Raw genomic sequence first — 22,107 nt, 5'->3', positions numbered from 1 at the left:
ACCTGTCTGGCCGCTCGACCTGACTGTCGCAAAGGGAAACCGCGATGAACCGCGCGATTTATGAAGCCGTGCTCGAAGCCCATCGCTCGATACGACAACCGCGTGCGGCCGGCGGAGCGCTGCCGCAAAATCTTCTGTCGGTGATCGGGGCGCCGCGCCCCGTGCCGAGCCCGATGGGGACGGTGTTCAGCGGGGATTCGGGTGGGCACACGGTGCCGCCGCTCGCGCCGATCCGCGCTACTCCGCTTGCGCCGTCCGCCGCGTTGCGGGCCGGATCAGGCAATCGAACACCGATCCCGGCGCCGGATCAGGCAGCGGCGGCGCCGCATCAGGGGCGGGTGGTGGCACCGGCGCGGGCGATTTCCGCTCCCGGCCCTGCTGGTCCGAGCGCAGCCGGTCTCGCCGCGCTGCGCGCCTTGCAGGCGATGGGAACGTCCGCCCCCTCTCCTTCGGGTGGGACGCCGAGCCCCGCACTGGGTGCGCCGGGGCCGACCACCCCATTGGCTACCCCGGCGCCCACCGCTGCGGGGCTGGCGGCGCTTCGCGCCCTCCAGGCGATGGCGGCGAACCCCACGGCAGCAACGGCACCCGCGAACGCCGGACCGGCGCATCCGGGGCTCTGGCGCGACATCGGCGCCGGCGCAGTCAAGGGAGTAGAGGGCATCGCGGCGCCCATCGCGGACGTGGCGAACAGCGTATTGAACCCCGATACCGAGAACGTGCTGGCGCCTTACCGAACGCGCTTCGGACACGCGCCGGTGGTGAACGCGCCGCGCACCGGCTTGACCGTGAACAAGATAGCGGCCGGCGTGCTGCCCGCCTCGGTGGTGAAACCGGTCGCTCGTCTGACCGGGTGGGCCAATCGGACCCACCCCAAAACCCTGGTCGGCGAAGCGGTGCAAGGTATCGGCGAGATGGGGCCGTTCGCGGTCGGCGCTCTGATCCCCGGCGCGGATGAGGCGACACTGGCAAGTCGTGCGGCTGACCTTGGCGGTCTCGGGGTGATGGGTGCCGGCGCGGGCGTCGGCCAGGATGTCGGGCAGTCGGTCGGTTCGGAATGGGGTCATCCAGTAATCGGCGGGGTTGTTGGATCGCTTGTCGGCGGGATCGGCGCGGCGGGGGTGGCGGGGGCGGCGCGGGGCGGTGCGCGGGTGGTCGCATCACTGGTGCGCGGCGCGAAAATACCACTGACCGAGGGAAGCCCGGCGGCGATCGCGGACGCATTCAGGGCGCGGCTCAATGACATCGACGCCGCGCATTCGGCCGCGATTACTGCTGCGCGCACTCGGGCGAGCGAGCTTCTGGCTCAGATAATTGGCGCTTCCCCGGAAGAGGCCGGCCAGACCGCCCGCGCCGAAATCGCGGCCCGCCACGCCCCGGCACTGGCGGCTGCGCATCAGGCCGAGGCGGCGGCACAGGCGGAACTTGACCAGCACGTTGCCGGGATCGGCGGCGAAACGCCGGCTGGCCGGGGCGAGATCGGTGCCCGGCTGCGCGGCTTCGTGCGGGGCGCCGATGCCGAACGCGAGCGCCAGGCAAACGAGCTTTGGAACCTCGCGCAGCGGAACGGCGATCTGCGGTTCAACGCGGCTCCGGTCAAACGGGCGGCGGCCGATGCGGCGGCATCGCTGAATTTGATGGGCGGCGACCGGCTGACGGCTCGCGAGGCGGAATTGCATGACCTCATTCAGAAATGGCCGCGCACCGTGGACTTCGACACGCTGAAAACCCTGCGCAGCAATATCAGCGGCTCGATGAACGACTTGCGGAGTGATGGTCGCGCCATGGGGCGCCTGGGCTCCCTGCGCGACGGCGTCGATGACGCGATCGAGAATGCGGTGGAAAACCGCGCGGCGGATGAAGAAAGGGAAGTGAACAATGGACGAATCAACCCCGCGCAAACCTTATTTTCAGACCTTTCGGTCCCGGAAGGAGTTTCTGGAAGCGCCCCACCCGCCGACACCGCAAGCGACCTCGGCGGAGGAACGAGCGGACAATCTGGACCTGTTCATCCGCAGCTACGCCAGCAACCCGGCGGCGGCGATGTCCTACGTCCTGCACGAGACGCAGGACGCGACGCTGAGGGCCAAGGGAGCATCTCCCCAGGCTATAGAGGCGGCGAAAATCTGGCGGGCACGTCACGGCTATCAGTAAGGCGCCCTCAGTCTTTGCTTTCATTTCTGGTCGCAAAGGGCGGCGTGCGTCCGAATGGTGATCTTGAAGCGATGGATGCTCGGATCGGGCGTCCTGGACTGGTGAACCGGCGCGGCCTGACGCTCGACCGAGCGCGTGAAGCCGCCGAGGAAGTCGGCTATCTGCCGCCCGGCAGCACGATCGCGGACCTTCTCGACCAGGTGGACGCCGAATTGCGCGGCAATCGGGTCTACCGGCCCGAGGATGCGGCCGACGCCCAGATGAGCCGCGCCGGGGAAGGCGACCTTGAGCCCTATTATCGCGAACGAGCGTCCCAGGACGTTGCAGCGAGCGCGCGCGGCTACGGTTTCGTGTTGACCCCTCCCGAGCATCAGCACGCGGTGGATTTGATACTGCATTCCGATGTTCACCCTGATGAGGCTGTGCGCCAAGCGGTGGCGGCGACCGAGGCGCAGATGCTCGGCGAGTTGCCGCCGCCCTGGGCAACCGAGGCGCCCGACTTCGCGGCGCTCGACGGGGCCGAGCCCGATGCAGGGGCGCCCGATTCGACTACAACCGGTTCGACGGCGGAGCGCTACGCCTCGGCGCGGGCGGATTGGCGGGATTACAAGGGAATTTTCGGCGACCGCACGGCGGCAGCTGAAGTGCTGAAACGCGGCCCCTTCGGCGGCGGTCACGCCGTCGGGGATGAGGATGTCGCGCGGCGGTTCTTTCATTCCGGCCGGAACGCCGGGCGCGATGCGGGAAATTTCATCGCCGCGACCGGGGGTGATGCGGAAGCCCGCGACCTGCTGGCCGAACATGCCGCCCGCGATCTTCGCGCCAAGGCGACCAATCCGAGCGGCTCGATCAATTCGGTGAAATGGCGCAAATGGATCACCGATCATGCGGAACCACTCGATGCGCTCGGGCTGCGCGATCGGTTCGGCACGGTCGCGGACGCCGCCGATCGGCTGACGGAATTGCGGGCGCAGCGTGAAAGCCTCGACCAGCAATTGCGGGCCGCGTCGGGAAACAGCGACGCCACTGTTATGCGTCACTACTGGAAAGCAGGACCGGCGGGCGCCGATGCAATCCGGGACTATATTACGCAGACCGGCGGCACGCCCGAGGCGATGCAGGCGATGCAGGACCACATTGCCGATGACCTGATGGCGCGGCACGGGCGCACTGGCCGATTGTCCCCCGGCGGCTACCAGGGATGGGCGGCGCAGCACCGGGCGGCACTAGCAGTAGCGCCAGACATCGCCGGGCGGTTCGCCGATGCCGCCGCCGCGCAGCGTGCCATGGACGACGCCACTGCGGCCCATCTGGCGCAGCGCGAAACCTATGAGCGCTCGGCGGCTCGGTTCTTTCTGCAGGGCGATCCTCAAACCGCGATCGGCCGGGCGATGGGCCGCACCGCGACCAATGATCCCGTCACGTCGATGCGCGATCTTGCCGCGCTGGTGAAGGGGGATGCCTACGCGGAAGCCGGGCTGCGCCGAGGGGTCGCCGATTGGATCGGGCAGAAAATGCACGGCGGCAATCCGGGCGCCCGGCTGGGCGACGTGCTGAAACGCGATCGCACGGCACTGGCTCAGGTGCTCACACCGCAGCAAATGGCCGTGCTCAATCGGATGGCGGCAACGTCGAGGCAATCCGTCTTCGGGCGCCTGGCAGAGGCGCTCGCCGGCCATGGGGCGCGCCATCTCACGCCGCAGATCATGGCGGGGGCGCTCGGCTGGGAGGTTCACGGCGCGATGGGCACGATTGCTGCGGAAGCCGGGCTAGGCTTACTGCGGAGCCTCATCGTGAACCGGATGGACAGTCTGGGCGCCATGGTCGATCGCATCATCGCCGATCCGGCCACCGCCGACTGGATGGCACGGCAGGCCGCCACGCCCGCTGCCGGGCAGCGCATCGCTTCGAGACTATTCCTTTCGACAACCGCTGCCAGAGCGGACCGGCGACGCGACCCCGGCTTGCCGCAAAACGGGTATTTCGGGAATCAGGAAATCAGGCCATGACGCTCCGGGCAAGCTTGCTTCTGGGATTGACTGCTCTCAGTCTGGCCGCTTGCGCCAGGACAACTGTGCTCCCGATCGCGGCCGATGAGGTCGAACTGACCGCTTATGTGGCGCCGGTCTCGACCGCCCTCGCGGCTTAGAGTCATGTGATCACTGCCGTCAGACTCGCTTCAACCGACTTTGTACGTTCCATAACGACGAAAGGGAGAAACGATGCGTATGGCCTTTGTCGTCCTGCTCTTTATCTCCGCCGCTGGTCCGGTGCATGCACAGGGCACCGGAAACGCGACAAACCCTCCCCGGCACCTTCCAAAACTCGGATGGGTCAGCAATCAAGTGCCCGGGGGAGGGGTGGTTGTCTGTCCCAGCCTAGAGGTTTGGAACAAGCGTATTGACTTCGTTATACAAGAAGAAAAAGACATGGGCAATTTCCAGAAGTTCCGCGAAACCGATCCTAACAAGGCTTTCAACTACTGGGCCGCAATAAAGAGAGACTCCGATGGACTCCAGACAGTACAAAGAGAGTTGTGCCGCATAGTCCCTAGCAACGCGGCTGTTCTTGTGATTAAGTCGATGCAGGATGATATGAACGAGACCGTCGTCCTTGTAAGAACCGAGGGCGGGCGTGTTGGCATCACGGCGATGAGTTCAATAGTGTTCTTCTAAAATCCTAAGCGTTCGCCTCACGGGGTAGCGCAGCCTTTCAGCCCTGAACCCCGTAGGCTGATAACGTCGCATTTTTCCTGAGCGGCTGCTCAAATTGGACTACTCCATCAGCGAGTCGGTTAAAGCGGGAAGCCCTGCGGATACGCCATGACGCCAATCTCCCACGGTCCTTTTGGCATCTGCGAAGAAATGTCGATGCTCATATTGGCCGGCACCCAGGCGCCATCCTGCTCGAACAAAACGACGAATGGACCGTGCAGCGCGGACGCTACATGACCCTGGAAACCATCGCCAGTTTGTGCGATCAACCCATCATCAAGCTGCCCGCCACGGCAGCCTGATAATACCGGCCAACCCAGCCGGAGAGCGTGATGAAGTAGCCAATTCTACACCACGCCTGGGGACACGATCTTCGCGGGCGATCACCCGCAGACAACGAAAGCGCGCCGCGTTCTCCGCGCTTTTGAACGGATCGCGAAGCATACCGGGTTGCGTCCCGACGACCTGTAACACGCGATCACGCAACCGCGAGCAATCCGTTTCGCTGCACCATCATTCGGCACAATTCGCGCCGGGAATGTCCTACCTATTGTCACCCGCCGCGTCCGTAACGATTTATTTGTTAATCTTTTCAATGGCTTGAAAGACAGGTCTGGCGGAGAGGGTGGGATTCGAACCCACGGTACCCGTGAAGGTACAACGGTTTTCGAGACCGTCCCGATCGACCACTCCGGCACCTCTCCGCGTCGGCGGGCGTTATAGGCGGAGCCTTTGCGCCAGGCAACCTCATGCGCATGGAACGGACTGCGTCAATTGACAGTTCGGGCGGGCCGACTATAAGCCTGACATCGCCGCGATTCCGAAAGGTCTCGCGCTGTGTTGTTTTGTCCGCCCGCGCGGCGTTGCAGATAGAATTGGACCTTACCGATGTTCGCAGTGATCCGCACCGGCGGAAAACAATATCGCGTCATGCCGGACGCGGTGCTCAAGGTGGAGAAGCTCGAAGCCGAAGCGGGCAGTACCATCACCTTCACCGATATCCTCGCCGTCGGCAGCGATGCCGGTGTCACCCTTGGCAAGCCCAACGTCGATGGTGCGACCGTGACGGCAACGGTCATCGCGCAGGACCGGCTTGACACGGTTATCATCTTCAAGAAGCGCCGCCGGCAGAACAGCCGCCGCAAGAACGGCCATCGCCAGCCCATTACCGTGCTGCGCGTTTCCGGCATCAACGCGGCCTGAGAGAGGAGTTTTTCAATGGCTCATAAAAAAGCCGGCGGTTCATCGCGCAACGGCCGCGATTCCGCGGGGCGCCGACTCGGCGTCAAGAAATTCGGCGACGAACAGGTCGTTGCCGGAAACATCATCATTCGCCAGCGCGGCACCAAGGTGAAGCCAGGCACCAATGTCGGCCTCGGGCGGGATCATACGATCTTCGCCCTGGTCGATGGGCGCGTGAAGTTCCAGCGTAAAGGTGAGGGTCGGGTCCATGTGTCGGTCGAGCCGATGCCGATCGCGGCCGAATAAGGCGGTCCCGGACCAGGACAGGGAAGGCCGGCTCGCGCCGGCCTTTTTTGTCTGTGCAATGCCATGAAATTCCTCGACCAGGCCAAGATCTATCTGCGTTCGGGCGACGGCGGCAACGGCGTGGTCGCGTTCCGGCGCGAGAAATATATCGAGTTCGGCGGCCCCGATGGCGGCAATGGCGGACGAGGCGGCGACATCGTGTTCGAGGCGGTCGAGAACCTCAATACGCTGATCGACTTCCGCTACACCCAACATTTCCGCGCTCGCAAGGGTGGCAACGGCGCGGGGCGCGATTGCACCGGCGCTGCCGCCCCCACCCTGCTCATCAAGGTGCCGATCGGCACCCAAATCCTCGACGACGACCGCGAAACCCTGCTCGCCGACCTTGATGCTCCGGGCAAGCGTATCGTTCTGCTGCGCGGCGGCGACGGCGGGCATGGCAACACGATGTTCAAAACCTCGACCAACCGCGCGCCGCGCCGCGCCGATCCCGGCTGGCCCGGCGAGGAACGCTGGGTTTGGCTGCGGTTGAAGCTGATCGCCGACGCCGGACTGGTCGGGCTGCCCAATGCCGGCAAATCGACGTTCCTTGCCGCTGCCTCAGCCGCTCGGCCGAAAATCGCCGATTACCCGTTCACCACGCTGCATCCCCAGCTCGGAGTGGTGCGCCTGTCGATGACCGAGGAATTCGTGCTCGCCGACATTCCCGGCCTGATCGAGGGTGCGCACGAAGGCGCCGGGCTGGGTGATCGGTTTCTCGGCCACGTCGAACGCTGCGCCGCGCTGATCCACCTGATTGATGGCGCGGCGGGCGGCGTGGTCGATGCCTGGCGCACGATCCGCGCGGAGCTCGACGCCTATGGCGCGGGCCTTTCGGCCAAACCCGAATTGCTTGTGCTCAACAAGATGGACGCGATGACCCCCCGCGAAATATCCGCCCGCCGCACCGCCCTCGCCCGCGCTTCCGGCCGGCAGGTGATGGTGATATCGGCGGCAGCGCGGCAAGGCGTTGACGTGGTGTTGCGGGAAACGTTCGCCATGATCGCCGAACACCGGAAATGATCGCGCCGCGTGTGTCCCCTTCTCTGGCCGGCGCAAAATTGCTGGTGGTGAAGATCGGCAGCACGCTCATCGTCGATCCCGAGGCGGCGACTCCGCGCTCCTCCTGGCTGAACGGGATGGCTGCCGACATCGCGGCACTGCGCGCGCGTGGCGTAGGAGTGATCGTAGTATCCTCGGGAGCGATCGCGATCGCGCGCCGGCAGCTTGGCCTGACCCAGAAACGCCTGCGCCTTGAGGAAAAGCAGGCGGCTGCCTCGGTGGGACAGATCCGGTTGGCGCAGGCATGGAGTGAGGCCCTCTCGGCTCACGGCCTGATCGCCGCGCAATTGCTGCTCACCCTCGGCGATACCGAGGATCGGCGCCGCTACCTCAATGCCCGCGCAACGCTGCGCACCCTGCTCGAACTCAATACGATTCCGGTGATCAACGAGAACGATTCAGTAGCAACCGGTGAAATCCGCTTCGGCGACAACGACCGGCTGGCCGGGCGCGTCGCCGAGATGGTCGGGGCGGATCAGCTCGTACTGTTCTCGGATATCGACGGACTCTACACCGCCGATCCGAAACGCGATCCGGCCGCGCGGCATTTGCCGGTGATCGAGGCGATCACATCGGATATCGAAGCGATGGGCGGTGCGCCGCCGCCCGGTTACTCCTCGGGCGGAATGCGAACCAAACTGGTCGCGGCGCGGATAGCGACCCAGGCCGGTTGCGCCATGGCGATCGCGCTTGGCCATGTCGAACACCCGCTCGCCAGCTTGCAGGCTGGAGCTCGTTGCACTTGGTTTCTGCCGCAACCCGGTGGCCGATCGGCGCGCAAGCGCTGGATCGCTGGCTCGCTTGCACCGATGGGACAGCTAGCGGTTGACGCCGGGGCGGCGCGTGCGATCACACGCGGATCATCTTTGCTGCCCGCCGGCGTTAACGGTGTCACCGGGGATTTCGAACGCGGCGACCCTGTAGACATAGTCGGACCGGATGCCATTGTGCTAGCACGCGGACTCGTCGCCTATTCCAGCGCCGATTCACGGCTGATCGCAAGACATCGTACCGATGAAATCGAAACGCTGCTCGGTTGGCGCGGCAGGGACGAGATCGTGCATCGCGACGATCTCGTTCTGCTTACCGGTTCAACCTGATCAGGCTACCCTATCCCATTGCGGTGCGAAACCGGGATCGACACAACGTTGAGTCTTGGGCAAAGACGCGATCACCGAACGATCCTCGTCGTCGAGCACGATATCGAGTGCGGCGAGATTGGCCTGCTGGCTCTCGGCCCGCGTCGCCTTGGGGATTGCCGCCACACCGTCCTGATCGAGCAGCCATTTCAGTGCGATCTGTGCCGGGGTTACGCCATGTTTCGTGGCAATCCCGGCGAGGCCATCATAATCACTGAGGCGACCCTGCGCCAGCGGACAATAGGCGGTCACCACAATGCCGTGGCGCCGCGCGTAGTCGAGTACTGCACTCTGATCGAGCAAGACGTGATATTCGATCTGATTGCAGGCGATTTCGGCGCCGATTATCTCGGCTGCCTGACACAGCAAAGCCACGGTGAAGTTCGCGACGCCAAAATGTTTGACCGTGCCTTCGCATTTCAGATGCGCCATGGTCTCGAGCGCCGCCGGAAGATTCATCGAGGCTGACGGCCAGTGAATCAAATAGAGATCGACGTAGCTGGTGCGCAGTTTGGCAAGACTCGATTCGATGGCGCGGCGAATCGCGTCCGGTGCGAGATTTTCGTACCATACCTTGGTTGTCAGAAAAATCTCGCCGCGGGGAATGCCGCTGGCCTCGATACCGGCACCCACCGCCGCTTCGTTGTTATACATTTCGGCCGTATCGATATGGCGATATCCGAGTGCCAAAGCGCGGGCGATGCTCGTCTGGCACTCCTTGCCGCTCATCCGCCAAGTGCCGAGTCCAAGCTTGGGCATCGCGAGACCGTTCGCGCCGACCGTCGCAATCTTGGTCATCTCAATCCTTCCTTGAAAAATCGACAACCGCGATAAATCCCGTCCCGGTGCCGAAGCCTAGATAGGCACCGTCTGCGCTCCAACCAAGCGCGGAAATCGCACCACGTCCGGGTGCTGCGATTGATAGGATGCGCTCGCGGGCGATATCGGCAACAATCACCGAACCGTCGGCGTAACCCGCTGCGACCACCTCGTGCTGCGGATGACAGGCGACACGCTTGATGATGGTCTCGCCGGCGGCGAGTTCGAGGGGAACCTTGCCCATCGGTCCACCGCCGAAGAACGGCCAGAGCACGATCGCCTCGGCACCAGCACTCGCGAGCCATTTGCCCGAACGGGTGAACCCGATCGATTCCGGCTTCGCCGGGTAGCCGCTCATGCGCATGTGCTGACCGTCAGGCAAACGCCAGCCGTGCAGCGCGTTTTCCTGCATGGCGGTCGCCACCGCCGCAAGATCGGGGTGAAGAGCGATGCCGATATGGCTGCCCTTCCATTCGAAAACCTGCGGCTTCGCGTTGTCCGAGCGCACGAACCAGACAGAGGCGCCGTTATAGTGCGATGCGGCGATGCGTCGACCTTTCGTATCGAATGCAATTCCCGAAACAGTGGACGGATGCGTAAGGATTCGGACCAATCCCCCCTGCCCGTCGAGGAGCAGAATATTGCGCCCGACGGCAGCCGCGCGGACCGGTGCGCGGCGGTCGGCGATACTCGCGACATGCTCGACCCATTTCATCCCGTAGGATGCAATATCCAACGCAATCCCACTGACCGGATCGAGGCGGCGTAGCCTGCCGTCATCGCCGCCGGTGAGGACACCATGCGCATCGATGTCGGGGGCGATCGCGAGCACCGCGCCGTCGTGCATCGCGTGATCCGTCCAGCTCCCGGCGATAACGTCACGAACCACGACACGTCCGTCGCCGAGCGAAGCGGTAAAATATCGTCCCGCCCGATCGAAGCAGGCTCCGGTGACGAAAGCGTCGAACGTGGCACTGACGCCGCGTTTGTCGAGCATCTCGTTAGCATCGAGCAGCCCGCTCATGCGGCGACGCAACTCTCGAAGCCGCGCCGCAATTGCGGGCGGTTGAGGTCGCGGCCGATGAACACGATGCGGCTTTCGCGCGCCTCGTCCGGTTTCCACCTCCCGATATAATCGCCATCGGCCATCATATGAACGGCCTGGAAGGCGAAGCGCCGATCCTCGCCGGTGAAATCGAGAATACCCTTGGTGCGCAGAATGTCCTGGCCCTGGGTCGCCAGCACACCACCGATCCAGGCGTTGAATTTTTCGGCATCGAGTGGGGTTTTCGTGGCAAGACTGATGCTGGTCATGTGCTCGTCATGGGTGTGAGCATCGTCGTCGAGGAAATCAGGCACCGATTGCAGAACCCGGTTCAGGTCGAACGCATTGATGCCAAGCAGTTTGTCGGCTGGAACGTCAGCACGGGTCGCATGATGGATTTCAGCGAAGCGGTTGATCGTGCGGATCTGTGCCTCGACCTCGGCAAGTTCCTCGGGCGAGACAAGATCGAGCTTGTTCAGCACGATCACATCGGCGAAGGCGATCTGGTCCTGCGCCTCATGGCTGTCGCGCAGCCGGGCGGGCAGATACTTCGCATCCACAACGGTAACGATCGCGTCCAGCCGCGTCTTCGCCTTCACATCCTCATCGACGAAAAAAGTTTGCGCGACCGGCGCGGGATTGGCGAGCCCAGTGGTCTCCACGATAATTCCGTCGAATTTATCGCGCCGCTTCATTAGCCCGCCGATGATGCGGATCAGATCGCCGCGCACCGTGCAGCAGATGCAGCCATTGTTCATTTCGAACACTTCCTCGTCGGTATCGACCACAAGGTCGTTATCGACGCCGCGTTCACCGAACTCATTGATCACCACGGCGTAGCGCTTGCCGTGCTGTTCGGTGAGAATCCGGTTGAGCAGCGTGGTCTTTCCGGCACCAAGAAAGCCGGTGAGCACGGTAACCGGCACAAGATCCGTCATGAAAAAGGTCCTATGGCTGAAAATTCGCATTGTCGCTCCGAATATAGGAACGCCGGTTCGGACAAGCTAGACTTTACCAGGGCGAGCCCCAGCCCGAGCATGACGAACAGCCATCCGGCCATCGGCAGCACGGCGAAATTGTCGGTCGAGGCGAGCGGCCATGCGTAGGTGAGCACGCCGATGAAGGCGCCCAACCGCATCGGCTCCGCGCGCCGCGTCAGGCCGCGCCCCAGCGCCAGAAGCCATGCGATGTTCAGGGCCGCGAACAGCGCCATCCCGCCAATCCCGGCATCGACTCCGGCCTGGAGATAGAAGTTATGAGGATGGATATTGCACGCGCCGCGCTTGAGCGAGGTCGGGCCGATGCCGAGCGCGGGCAGGCCACCATCGAACCGTGGCTGCTTGCAGAAATACAGGAACCCGTTGAACCCGTAGCCGTGCCAGGGCGACCGCCCGATCATCACGGCGGCACGGGTATAAAGTTCGCCATATGGGCTTTTCGCGAAATTGCCCACCTGATGGCTGGTCTCGACCACAAGCTTGTCGAAACTCGGCTTTGAGACGACGCGCAGCGCCGGAATCGCAAGCAGCGCCAGCACGCCGAGCGCGATCGCGGGCAGCCGGATCGGGCGGAACATCAGCGCCGCGACCGCAAGCCCGAGCCCCGCGAGCAGAAACGGCATCCGCTGGCCGATAATCAGCGCGGTCGCAAAGCCGAGAACGCCCAGCACGGCAGCGCCGAGCCGTGCCGCGGTGCTGCGCCGGGTCAGAAGTGCTGCAATCACCGGCAACAGGGCGAGAAACAGCAGATGCGCATAGGGAGGTCCGGCGCGCGGTGCCCAGAACGGTCCGGTCAACGCGCCATCCGGCCAGCGATGGGCGCCGAAAATATTCACGCCGAGGATTTCCTGCTGCCAGCTTTGCAGGAAAATCCACGCCTCGCATGCGGCGATCACCGCCCAGAACCGCGCTCGCGCCGGGGCCGTGTCGAGCACCCAGGTGCCCAGGGCGACGGCGAAAACCAGAAGCCGGATCAGCACGAGTGCCTGGGAAAACGACTTCCATCCCGCCGCGCCAAGCCCCAATGCCGGGATCGGCGCGGAGCAGATGAGTTCCGCCGCCCACCAGATCAGCCCGATGACGAACCACGGCGCGCGCGCCCAGGCCCAGTCGCGCCGTCGCACCGACTCCGCGAAAAACAGGATATCGACGATACCGATCGCGAATTCGGCGCCCGCACGGGCATAAAGCAGGCAGAGCGGCACGATCAACGCGGCGGCGAGAGCCAAATTTTTTAGAGATAGGCGCTTTTGGATCATCGGGCGGTCATACCGACGATTCGACGCCGCGCAACGCCTGCAATCGCGCTTTGATGATCGCCGTATCAAATTGCGCGGCACGGGCGATCCCGGCGCTGGCCAGCGCCGCGCGAGCCGCGTCGTGGGTCGCGAGATCGCCGATCGCCGCTGCGAGCGCCGCCACATCGCCGGGCGGAACATAGCGCGCCGCCTCACCGGCAACCTCCAACAGGCCCCCGGTGCGGCTCACGATCAACGCCGCCCCGCTCGCCATCGCCTCCAGCGCGGTCAGGCCGAACGGTTCCGGCCAGCGGCTCGGCACCACCACGATCGCGACCTCCGCCATCGCGGCCAGAACCGCCGCGTGCGGACGATAACCCTCGAACCTGATGCCGGCATCGCGCGCGGCCTTGCGCATCGCACCGACATAGGGCGTTTCCGGGCTACCGGACCCGAAACGGTCGCCGCCAATGATCCGCGCGGACCAGCCACACAATGATGGCAGAGTTGCCGCGCAGGCGGCAATGAAATCGGCAATGCCCTTGTTCTCGACGATCCGCCCAGCGAACAGGATTTCAGGAGAACGGATCGCCGCGCGCGGCGGCAGTTCCGCGAGAGTCAGCGGATTCGGCAACACGACGAGATTGCTCGTCTCCGAAAGCCCGCTCGCGAAGCTTGCGCGCAAATGCTCCGACACGCAGACCACGCGATGCAATGAGGCAAGGGTGCGCCGCCGTGCCGCGACATTGCGCAGCCCGCGCATGGTCAGCGGTTCGTTGTGCAGGAACAGCAGCACCCGCGCGTTCGGCAGTGCCCAGGCGATCGCGCGCGCGAGTCGCGGTTGCTGATGCACCTCGATAATCGTGGGGCTCAGCACCCGCAACCGGCGGATTACGCCGAGCCCGTAAATGAGCGGCGACCGGCCCGAGACCGCTTCAAAAATAATGTCCTGGTAGGTCGCATCTGCCTGCGCTCCGCCGATCACTCGCGCATGGCTGGCTAAGGCGAGGCGGCGGACGACCATCGCGATCGCGCCCGCCCGCTCCGGCCCGAACCCCTCGCGCGCGGGAAGCACCATCACGACAGCCCGACCCTCCGGCCGGCCGGGACCAATCAAGCAGAGCGCACTTTCACATACTCACCCGGCGCGTCGGCCAGCGGGGTGAGGTTGCCATCGCCGGGAATGCGCGCCGGAACCTGCTTTTTCTCCCGAGCCCCGATCCAATGCTGCCAGTCCGGCCACCAGGAGCCGGCAACCTCCGTCGCTCCCACGAGCCAGTCCTGCCCCGTCTCCGGCAAAGAATTGTTAACGAAATGATTGTATTTGCCGCCGCCGGGCGGATTGACCACACCGGCGATATGCCCCGAAGCCGCAAGCACGAAGCGCTTCGGCCCCGCCATGATCTGGGTCGCCTTGTAGGTGCTGGCCCAGGGCGCGATGTGATCCTCGCGACAGGACAGGAAATAGACCGGGATCGTGATGTTCCGCAGATCGACCGGGGTATTGTCGAGGGTCAGCGCATTCGGCTGGACCAGAAGATTCTTCTGATACATATTTCGTAAGTAAAACGAATGCATCGCCGCCGGCATCCGCGTCGCGTCCGAATTCCAGTAGAGCAGGTCGAACGGAAACGCCTCGTTGCCGAGCAGATAGTTGTTGACCACGAAACTCCAGATCAGATCGTTCGCCCGCAGCATGTTGAAGGTTGCCGACATCTCCGCGCCTTCAAGATAGCCGCGCTGGTTCATTCGGTCTTCCAGGTTGCGTAACTGTTCTTCGTCGATGAACACGCCGAGTTCGCCGGCATCGGCAAAATCGGTCAGCGTCACCAGAAACGTCGCGGATTTGATGCGTTTGTCGCCACGCCGCGCCATCACCGCCAACGTCGAGGCGAGCAGTGTGCCGCCCAGGCAATAGCCGATCGCGTTCACGCCCCGTTCGCCGGTCGCCCGCTCGATCGCATCGAGCGCGGCGAACACGCCCTCGTTCATGTAATCGCCGAAATCCTTCTCTGACAACTGCTCGTCCGGGTTCACCCAACTCGCCACGAACACGGTATGACCCTGCTCCACCGCCCAGCGGATGAAACTGTTGTTCGGTCGCAGATCGAGAATGTAGAATTTGTTGATCCAGGGCGGGAAGATCACCAGCGGCGTCTTCGATACGGTTTCGGTCGCGGGGGCATACTGGATCAGCTCCAGCAATGCGTTGCGAAACACCACCTTGCCCGGCGTCACCGCGATATTGCCACCGACCGAGAACGCCTCGGTATCGGTCATGCGGATATGCAGCCGGCCCTGCCCGGCCTCCAGATCGCGCAGCAGATTGTTCAGCCCGCGAAGAAGATTCTCCCCGCCGGTTTCCATCGTCTTGCGCAGCACCTGCGGATTGGTCATCACGAAATTGGACGGGCTCATCGCATCAACGAACTGACGCGCATAGAAATCGACCTTCTGCGCGGTCTTCGGGTCGAGCCCATCCACCCGCTTCACCACGTCTTGTACGAAGCGCGCGGAGAGCAGGTAGCTTTGCCGGATAAAATCGAAAACCTCGTTGTCCTGCCAGCCCTCGTCGCGGAAACGCTTATCCTTGGGATCGGAAGGCACCACCGGCGCCGTCTCGATTCCCATCATACGCCGGGCGGAATGCTGCCACAGCGTCATGTAGTCCTGCCACAACCCCAGTTGCGCCTCGATCAGCCGGCTTGGATTGGCCATCAGCCTCGCGGTCATTTCCATGAAGGCGCCGCCGATATTGTGCGGATCGATCTCGATTCCCGCCTCCGATTGGCGCTTCAGCCAATCGCCGACGATACGCTGGGATCGCGCGCCGATATCGGCCATGGTGCGGGTATAAGCCGCGGGGTCCGGCTGGCGGACGTCGCCGCCGTCGTGATGATGATGATCGGCCATAGGCGCTCCTTCCGGCTCCGGCTTGCAGGCGCTAAGCTAAGAGGCCCGCTGATCGAGGAGCCGATGTGATCTATACCGTCTTATCGCCGAAGGTTGAAACCCTGCCCCGACACCAGTTGCGCGGCAAGGCACTTCTGGCACTGGGGCTCGCTCTGTCGGGCTGTGCCAGCATGAACCCGGTCACGGTGTTCCACCGCTACGAGGGCGGCGCGATCGCCCATAATCCACCACCACCACCCGGCCTTGACGAGCCATACCCCAACCTCGCCTCGGTCCCGCCGAAGCCGCCACCGCTCTCACCACGCCTACAGCGCTCGATTCGCGGCCAGTTGGAGGCCGCGAACACCAGTCAGAACGCCCTGTCCGCGCCCGCCGGTGGCGTCGCGCATCCGTCCGCGCCTCAGCCACCGGCAACCCCGCGGGCGAAACCGGTATTGATCAGATTCCGTCCCGGTAAGGCGATCCTGCCGCGCTCGCAGCGCGCTATCCTGCGGGCACTGGCGGCGCGCCGGGGTGCGGCGGACATCGCGGCGATCGGCTTCGCGCCCCGTCAGACCCCGGCCGGCCTGAACCTCGCCATGTTGCGTGCGACCGCGATCGCGAACGAACTGGTGCGCGCCGGTGTCCCCGCATCCGCGATTCGGATCGAGGCTCTCTCGATGGGTCGCGGTGGTGCCGCACAATTGATATACGCTTCCGCTCCGCAACCCGCGCAGAGCCGCACCTAGGACAAGTCATGACCGAGGAATTCCATCGCATCCGCCGCCTGCCCCCCTACGTGTTCGCCGAGGTCAATCAGGCGAAGGCAGCCGCGCGGGCCGCGCGGGAGGATATCATCGACCTCGGCATGGGCAATCCCGACAGCCCGACCCCTCCGCATATCGTCGCCAAGCTGATCGAAACCGTGGCCGATCCACGCAGCCACCGCTATTCGACCAGCAAGGGCATTCCCGGTCTGCGCCGTGCGCTGGCCGCCTATTACGACCGGCGATTCGGCGTAAAGCTCAACCCCGACACCGAAGTCATCGCCACCCTCGGCTCGAAGGAAGGCCTCGCCAACCTCGCCAACGCCATCACCAGCCCTGGCGACACCATTCTGGTGCCCAACCCGTCCTACCCGATCCACCAGTTCGGGTTCATCATCGCCGGTGCCTCGGTGCGCTCGGTTCCCGCGACGCCGGATGACGAGATGCTGCGGGCGCTCGACCGCGCGGTCCGCCATTCGGTGCCGAAACCCACCGCGCTGATCGTAAATTTTCCTTCAAATCCAACGGCATATCTGGCAACGCTCGATTTCTATAAAAACATCGTCGCATTTGCCCGCAAGCACGAAATCTTCATTCTTTCCGACCTTGCCTATGCCGAAATCTACTTCGAGAGCGAGCCTCCGCCATCGGTGCTTCAGGTCGAGGGCGCGAAAGACATCACCGTCGAGTTCACCTCGATGTCGAAAACCTATTCCATGCCTGGCTGGCGCATGGGCTTCGCCGCCGGTAATCCTCGGCTGATTTCCGCTCTCGCTCGAATGAAATCCTATCTCGATTACGGTGCGTTCACGCCAATCCAGGTCGCGGCCACGGCGGCGCTGAACGGACCACAGGATTGCGTCGATCAGATGCGTGCCTTGTACCGCGAACGGCGGGACGTACTGATCAAGGGGCTTACCCAGGCCGGATGGCATGTGCCGACTCCGCGCGGCTCGATGTTCGCCTGGGCGCCGATCCCGGAGCGCTACGCTCATCTCGGCTCGGTCGATTTTTCGAAGTTGCTGCTGGAGCACGCGAAAGTCGCGGTCGCCCCCGGCATCGGCTTCGGCGAATATGGCGACGGCCATGTGCGCATCGCGCTGGTCGAGAACACCCACCGGCTGCGCCAGGCGGTGCGCAACATTCGCGGCTTCATGGCGCCCGGAAACACGGCTTCGCCTTCGTCCGTCGAGCCTGTCACCGCATGACCAGACCCTTGGCGGTCGGCATCGCCGGTCTCGGCACGGTCGGCGCCGGCGTTCTGCGCCTGCTGCGCGACAATGCGGCACTCATCGCGGCCCGCGCCGGTCGCCCGATCGAGGTCGTCGCCGTCTCCGCGCGGGACCACTCGCGCGACCGGGGCATCACCCTCCATGGCCTGCGCTGGGTCGATGATCCGATCGCCCTCGCGCGCGACCCGGCGATCAACGTGGTGGTGGAACTGATCGGCGGCGCGAACGGCCCGGCCCGCGCGCTGGTCGAGTCCGCGCTCGACGCCGGTAAGCCGGTGGTCACCGCCAACAAGGCGCTGATCGCCGAGCACGGGGCTACTCTTGCGGCGCGTTGCGAGCGGAGTGGCGCGAAAATCCGCTTCGAGGCGGCGGTCGCCGGCGGCATCCCGGTGATCAAGGCGTTGCGCGAGGGGCTCGCCGCCAATCGCGTCGCCAGCGTCACCGGCATCTTCAACGGCACCTGCAACTACATCCTCTCGCGGATGCAGCAGGAAAAACTCGATTTCGCCGCCGTCCTGGCCGACGCCCAGGCGCATGGCTACGCCGAGGCCGATCCCTCCTTCGACATCGACGGGGTGGATACCGCCCATAAGCTGGCCATTCTGGCCGCCATCGCCTTCGGCAGGCAGGTCGATTTCGCCGCCGTGCATGTGGAGGGCATCAGGCGGGTCAGCGCGCTCGACATCGCCTTCGCCGAAGAACTTGGCTACCGGATCAAGCTGCTCGGCATCGCGCGGGCGACCGAGGCCGGCATCGAAACCCGCGTGCATCCGGCTATGGTTCCTCTCGCCTCGCCGCTCGCCCATGTCGATGGCGTGAATAACGCCGTGGTGGCCGAGGCCGATCCGGTCGGCGCCATCGTGTTCGCCGGGCGCGGTGCCGGCGCCGGGCCCACCGCATCCGCCGTGGTCGCCGATCTGATCGATCTGGCGCGCGGGCGTGACACCCCGATGCTCGGCGTGGTGACGGCATCGCTGGAAAACCGCAAGTCGGTGCCGATGGGCGCGCATCGCGGCGCCTATTTCCTGCGGCTCATGGTGGTCGATCAGCCGGGCGTGATCGCGGATGTCACCGCGGTTCTACGCGACCACGGCATTTCGCTGGAATCGATGCTCCAGCACGGCCGCAGCCCTGGCGAGGCGGTGCCCGTGGTGCTGGTCACCCATATTACGCGGGAAAGCGAGATGCGCGCAGCACTCGATCAACTCGCCGCCCTCGATTCGGTGCTGGAAGCCCCGGCGCTGATCCGCATCGAACCCGCCTGAATCTAAATGATATTTTGATGGATATTCATCATGCCCAATGACAAAAACCCCGCCCTCGCCGATCGCAACCTCGCCCTCGAATTGGTGCGGGTGACCGAGGCCGCCGCCCTCGCCGCCTCGCGCTGGATCGGCCGTGGCGACAAGAACAGCGCCGATGGCGCGGCGGTGGGCGCGATGCGCCAGGCCTTCGACGCTGTGGCGATCAGTGGCATTGTGGTGATCGGCGAAGGCGAGATGGACGAAGCTCCGATGCTTTATATCGGCGAGCGGGTCGGCGCCGGCGGCCCGGAAATGGACATCGCGGTCGATCCGCTCGAAGGCACGGTGATCGCCGCCAAGGGCGCGCCCAACGCGATCGCGGTGATCGCGCTGGCCGAGCGCGGCAATTTCCTTCACGCGCCCGACATTTATATGGACAAAATCGCGGTCGGCCCCGGCCTGCCCGACGGCGTGGTCGTCCTCGACGCGCCGGTCATCGAAAACCTGCGCAACCTCGCCCGCGCCAAGAAGCGGGACATTGCCGACCTCATGGTCTGCACCCTGGAACGCCCGCGCCACGATGAAATCATCGCCAAATGCCGCGAGGCAGGCGCACGCATCACCCTGATCGGCGACGGCGACGTCTCCGGCGTGATCGCAACCGCGCAGCCCGACGCCGGGATCGATCTCTATATCGGTTCGGGCGGCGCGCCGGAAGGCGTGCTGGCGGCGGCGGCGCTGCGCTGCATCGGCGGCCAGATGCAAGGTCGTCTGCTGTATGACGACGACGCCCAGATCGCCCGCACCCGCGACATGGGCATCACCGACCCCAACCGCATCTTCACCCTCACCGATATGGCGCGCGGCGACGTGATGTTCGCCGCCACCGGCGTCACCTCCGGCCCGATGCTGCGCGGCGTGCGCCGGTTCGGTCACGGCGCGATCACCCATTCAACCGTCATGCGCTCGAAATCCGGGACGGTGCGCTATATCGAGGCACATCATAATTTCGAAACCAAGACGTGGACGCCGTCCTGACCGGAGCGGAGGCGGCGTTCGGCATCGCGCGCAGCCTCACCGGCCGGCGTTGGGTCTGGCGCCACGCGGAAGACCGGCTGGCTCTGGCGATCGCCGAACACACCGGCGCCCCTGAACTGATCGGAAGGCTGCTCGCCGCGCGCGACATTCCGGTCGATCGCGCGGCGGATTTCCTCGACCCCACCCTGCGTGCCTATCTGCCCGATCCCTCGGTGCTGACCGACATGGACAAAGCCGCCGCACGCATCGCCAACGCGGTGCAGAACGGCGAAACTATCGGTATTTTCGGCGATTACGACGTCGATGGCGCGTGCAGCGGGGCAATCATGACGCTCGGTCTCGGCGCCTTCGGCGTGCCCACCATCAACACCGTGCCGGACCGCATCCGCGAAGGCTATGGCCCGAACGCCCCCGCTTTGCGCGCGCTCGTGGCACAAGGCGCCAGCTTGATCATCTGCGTCGATTGTGGTGCTGCCGCGCACGAGGCGCTGGCTTCACTCGCCGGCATCGCCGACGCCATCGTTCTCGATCACCACAAAATCGACGGCGTACCGCCGGACATTCTGGCCACCGTCAACCCCAACCGGCTCGACGACCGCTCCGGCCTCGGCTCGGTCTGCGCCGCCACCGTCGCGTTCCTTACCTTGATCGCCACGCAAAGAACCCTGCGCAAACGCGGCTTTTTCGCAAACCGCGAGGAACCCGACCTGCTCGCGATGCTCGATCTCGTCGCCCTGGCCACGGTGTGCGACGTGATGCCGCTCACCGGGCTGAACCGCGCCCTCGTCGCCCAGGGCCTGAAAATCATGGGCCGCCGCACGCGCCTCGGGATCGCCGCCCTGCTCGAGGTCGCCCAGATCAGCGAGCCGCCGGGGGCGATGACCTGCGGGTTCGTACTCGGCCCGCGCATCAACGCCGCCGGACGCATCGCCGAATCCGATCTCGGTCTGCGCACCCTGCTCGCCGAGGATCAGGCCAGTGCCACCGCATTCGCCCGCACGCTTGATGACATCAACCGCCAGCGTCAGACGGTCGAGGCCGGCCTGCTCGACGAAGCGATGCGCCTTGCCGAGGCGCAATTCACGGCCGGCGCCGCCGTCGCGGTCATCGCCGGTGAGGGGTGGCATCCCGGCGTCGTGGGCATCGTCGCCGGCCGGATCAAGGAGGCGTTCAATCGCCCTGCCCTGGTCGCCGGCATCGAGGCCGGACGCGCGACCGGCTCCGGCCGCTCGATTCCCGGCATCGATCTCGGCGCCGCGATCATCGCCGCGCACCAGACTGGCCTGCTCATCAAGGGTGGCGGCCATGCCATGGCGGCCGGGTTTACGCTGGAGGCAACCGGAATCGACGCGCTGCGCAATTTCCTGTGCGACCGCCTCGCCGCCGCGGCCTCACTGCCCAGCACGGCGGAACTGCCGATCGAGGGATCGATCGCCGTCGCCGGTGCCACGTCCGACATCGCCGCCCAGATCGAGCGCATCGGCCCGTTCGGTGCGGGCAACGAGGAGCCGGTTTTCGTCATCCCCCGCGCCCGCATCGTCAAATCCGACCGCATCGGCCGAACCGAAACCACCATCCGCGCCTATGTCGAGGGCGAGGCCGGCGGACGCCTGAAAGCCATGCTGTTCCGCGCCAAGGACGACGCCTTGGCCAAGACCCTCCTGACCGCCGGCGGCGCGCCGCTTCACCTCGCCGGACACCTCCGCGCCGATCGCTGGAATGGCAGGACCAGCATAAGCTTTATCGTGGTGGACGCGGCTCCCGCTTGACCCGATATCCCGGCTCGGCTACCCAACCTTCCGCCGTCCCGTTCGTCTAGAGGCCTAGGACGTCGCCCTCTCACGGCGATAACAGGGGTTCGAATCCCCTACGGGATACCAGTACCTACAACCTATTGAAAAACCACGATTTATTTTGTGCCGTCCCGCTGATGTGACACACGCTTGTGCCACACACGGGAAGCCACGATGACGTTGTGTTCCTTCGTCGAAAGACGACGACAGAGGTATTATTTCCGGGTTCGGTTGCCCCGCGAAATCGTTCCCATTCTTGGCCGGACGCATGTGGTGGCGTCTCTTGGAACGGGAGAGTCAGCGGCAGCTAGGGTGTGTCGTCATTTGACCGGGGGGATTCCGGCGCGACCGTTTTCCTGATTCATAGCAGATCAGCATTCCGAAAGGCTGATCGATGGGGCGTTATGGGCTGAGGGCTGACCAATGGGAGCGGATTGCGCATCTT

The 22,107-nt window shown here is 64.7% G+C and carries 19 protein-coding genes, 2 tRNA genes and 1 pseudogene; 15 read left to right on the top strand and 7 right to left on the bottom strand.

The features are described 5' to 3' along the window. The first annotated feature begins 44 nt into the window (after positions 1–44). The 4 genes and pseudogenes from AiwAL_RS16000 to AiwAL_RS15985 form a co-directional block, all read left to right on the top strand. Entirely contained in the window at positions 45–4,163 is a 4,119-nt protein-coding gene (locus AiwAL_RS16000) for a hypothetical protein (RefSeq protein ID WP_262313055.1), read from the top strand. Next, positions 4,160–4,303 (top strand): hypothetical protein, encoded by a 144-nt coding sequence (locus AiwAL_RS15995; protein ID WP_262313054.1) that lies wholly within the window; start codon positions 4,160–4,162, stop codon positions 4,301–4,303. The genes AiwAL_RS16000 and AiwAL_RS15995 overlap by 4 nt, the downstream gene beginning before the upstream one ends. Before the next feature lie 79 nt (positions 4,304–4,382). Beyond that, positions 4,383–4,829: a hypothetical protein gene (locus AiwAL_RS15990; RefSeq protein WP_262313053.1), complete on the top strand. Its 447-nt coding sequence runs from the start codon at positions 4,383–4,385 to the stop codon at positions 4,827–4,829. Positions 4,830–5,023: 194 nt separating this feature from the next. Next, positions 5,024–5,170 (top strand): annotated as a pseudogene (locus AiwAL_RS15985) (IS256 family transposase); the annotation flags it as partial. Positions 5,171–5,482: 312 nt separating this feature from the next. Here the strand turns inward: AiwAL_RS15985 and AiwAL_RS15980 are convergent. Beyond that, a tRNA-Ser gene (locus tag AiwAL_RS15980) sits at positions 5,483–5,572 on the bottom strand. A 184-nt stretch (positions 5,573–5,756) separates the two neighbouring features. Here AiwAL_RS15980 and rplU point away from each other — a divergent pair. From rplU to proB, 4 genes are all read left to right on the top strand, one after another. Beyond that, complete coding sequence (gene rplU, locus AiwAL_RS15975) at positions 5,757–6,071, top strand: 50S ribosomal protein L21 (protein ID WP_235705063.1); 315 nt, start codon at positions 5,757–5,759, stop codon at positions 6,069–6,071. 15 nt (positions 6,072–6,086) lie between these two features. Then, positions 6,087–6,356 (top strand): 50S ribosomal protein L27, encoded by a 270-nt coding sequence (gene rpmA / locus AiwAL_RS15970; RefSeq protein ID WP_235705062.1) that lies wholly within the window; start codon positions 6,087–6,089, stop codon positions 6,354–6,356. 63 nt (positions 6,357–6,419) lie between these two features. Continuing rightward, complete coding sequence (gene obgE, locus AiwAL_RS15965) at positions 6,420–7,418, top strand: GTPase ObgE (RefSeq protein ID WP_235705061.1); 999 nt, start codon at positions 6,420–6,422, stop codon at positions 7,416–7,418. Next, the gene (proB, locus tag AiwAL_RS15960; protein ID WP_235705060.1) at positions 7,415–8,557 is read left to right on the top strand and encodes a glutamate 5-kinase; all 1,143 of its coding nucleotides are present in this window, start codon (positions 7,415–7,417) and stop codon (positions 8,555–8,557) included. The genes obgE and proB overlap by 4 nt, the downstream gene beginning before the upstream one ends. Here the strand turns inward: proB and AiwAL_RS15955 are convergent, their stop codons facing one another. From AiwAL_RS15955 to AiwAL_RS15930, 6 genes are read right to left on the bottom strand one after another with little or no spacing between them, the layout of a single operon-like run. Further along, a complete protein-coding gene (locus AiwAL_RS15955) occupies positions 8,558–9,394 on the bottom strand; it encodes an aldo/keto reductase (RefSeq protein ID WP_235705058.1) in 837 nt (278 codons plus the stop codon). Between the two features lies 1 nt (position 9,395). Continuing rightward, positions 9,396–10,439, bottom strand: a complete 1,044-nt coding sequence (locus tag AiwAL_RS15950; RefSeq protein WP_235705056.1) for a WD40 repeat domain-containing protein — start codon at positions 10,437–10,439, stop codon at positions 9,396–9,398. Then, positions 10,436–11,398 carry a GTP-binding protein gene (locus AiwAL_RS15945; protein ID WP_235705054.1) on the bottom strand — a complete coding sequence of 321 codons (963 nt, stop codon included), beginning with the start codon at positions 11,396–11,398 and terminating at the stop codon, positions 10,436–10,438. The genes AiwAL_RS15950 and AiwAL_RS15945 overlap by 4 nt, the downstream gene beginning before the upstream one ends. Continuing rightward, positions 11,395–12,717 carry an O-antigen ligase gene (locus tag AiwAL_RS15940; RefSeq protein ID WP_262313052.1) on the bottom strand — a complete coding sequence of 441 codons (1,323 nt, stop codon included), beginning with the start codon at positions 12,715–12,717 and terminating at the stop codon, positions 11,395–11,397. Before AiwAL_RS15940 ends, AiwAL_RS15945 begins: the two co-directional genes overlap by 4 nt. Positions 12,718–12,724: 7 nt before the next feature. Further along, positions 12,725–13,774, bottom strand: coding sequence for a glycosyltransferase family 4 protein (locus AiwAL_RS15935; RefSeq protein ID WP_235705080.1), 1,050 nt, complete (start codon positions 13,772–13,774; stop codon positions 12,725–12,727). Between the two features lie 35 nt (positions 13,775–13,809). Beyond that, positions 13,810–15,609 (bottom strand): alpha/beta hydrolase, encoded by a 1,800-nt coding sequence (locus AiwAL_RS15930; protein ID WP_235705052.1) that lies wholly within the window; start codon positions 15,607–15,609, stop codon positions 13,810–13,812. Between the two features lie 65 nt (positions 15,610–15,674). Here AiwAL_RS15930 and AiwAL_RS15925 point away from each other — a divergent pair, with 65 nt between their 5' ends. From AiwAL_RS15925 to AiwAL_RS20440, 7 genes are all read left to right on the top strand, one after another. Next, complete coding sequence (locus tag AiwAL_RS15925) at positions 15,675–16,337, top strand: hypothetical protein (RefSeq protein WP_235705051.1); 663 nt, start codon at positions 15,675–15,677, stop codon at positions 16,335–16,337. Positions 16,338–16,345: 8 nt separating this feature from the next. Continuing rightward, on the top strand, positions 16,346–17,563 hold the full coding sequence (locus tag AiwAL_RS15920; protein ID WP_235705050.1) for an LL-diaminopimelate aminotransferase: 1,218 nt from the start codon (positions 16,346–16,348) through the stop codon (positions 17,561–17,563). After that, the gene (locus tag AiwAL_RS15915; RefSeq protein ID WP_235705049.1) at positions 17,560–18,852 is read left to right on the top strand and encodes a homoserine dehydrogenase; all 1,293 of its coding nucleotides are present in this window, start codon (positions 17,560–17,562) and stop codon (positions 18,850–18,852) included. The genes AiwAL_RS15920 and AiwAL_RS15915 overlap by 4 nt, the downstream gene beginning before the upstream one ends. A 30-nt stretch (positions 18,853–18,882) precedes the next feature. Continuing rightward, the gene (glpX, locus tag AiwAL_RS15910; protein ID WP_235705048.1) at positions 18,883–19,869 is read left to right on the top strand and encodes a class II fructose-bisphosphatase; all 987 of its coding nucleotides are present in this window, start codon (positions 18,883–18,885) and stop codon (positions 19,867–19,869) included. Beyond that, positions 19,854–21,638 (top strand): single-stranded-DNA-specific exonuclease RecJ, encoded by a 1,785-nt coding sequence (gene recJ / locus AiwAL_RS15905; protein ID WP_235705047.1) that lies wholly within the window; start codon positions 19,854–19,856, stop codon positions 21,636–21,638. The genes glpX and recJ overlap by 16 nt, the downstream gene beginning before the upstream one ends. A 35-nt stretch (positions 21,639–21,673) precedes the next feature. After that, positions 21,674–21,749 (top strand) — tRNA-Glu (locus tag AiwAL_RS15900). Between the two features lie 87 nt (positions 21,750–21,836). After that, the gene (locus AiwAL_RS20440) at positions 21,837–22,022 is read left to right on the top strand and encodes a DUF6538 domain-containing protein (protein WP_407932558.1); all 186 of its coding nucleotides are present in this window, start codon (positions 21,837–21,839) and stop codon (positions 22,020–22,022) included. Positions 22,023–22,107 lie beyond the last annotated feature (85 nt).

Origin of the sequence: Acidiphilium sp. AL, from assembly GCF_025499445.1 — a bacterium.
Classification (GTDB): Bacteria; Pseudomonadota; Alphaproteobacteria; order Acetobacterales; family Acetobacteraceae; genus Acidiphilium; species Acidiphilium iwatense.
The sequence above is the reverse complement of the archived record's forward strand: the minus strand, read 5'-3'. Positions and strand labels throughout refer to the sequence as shown.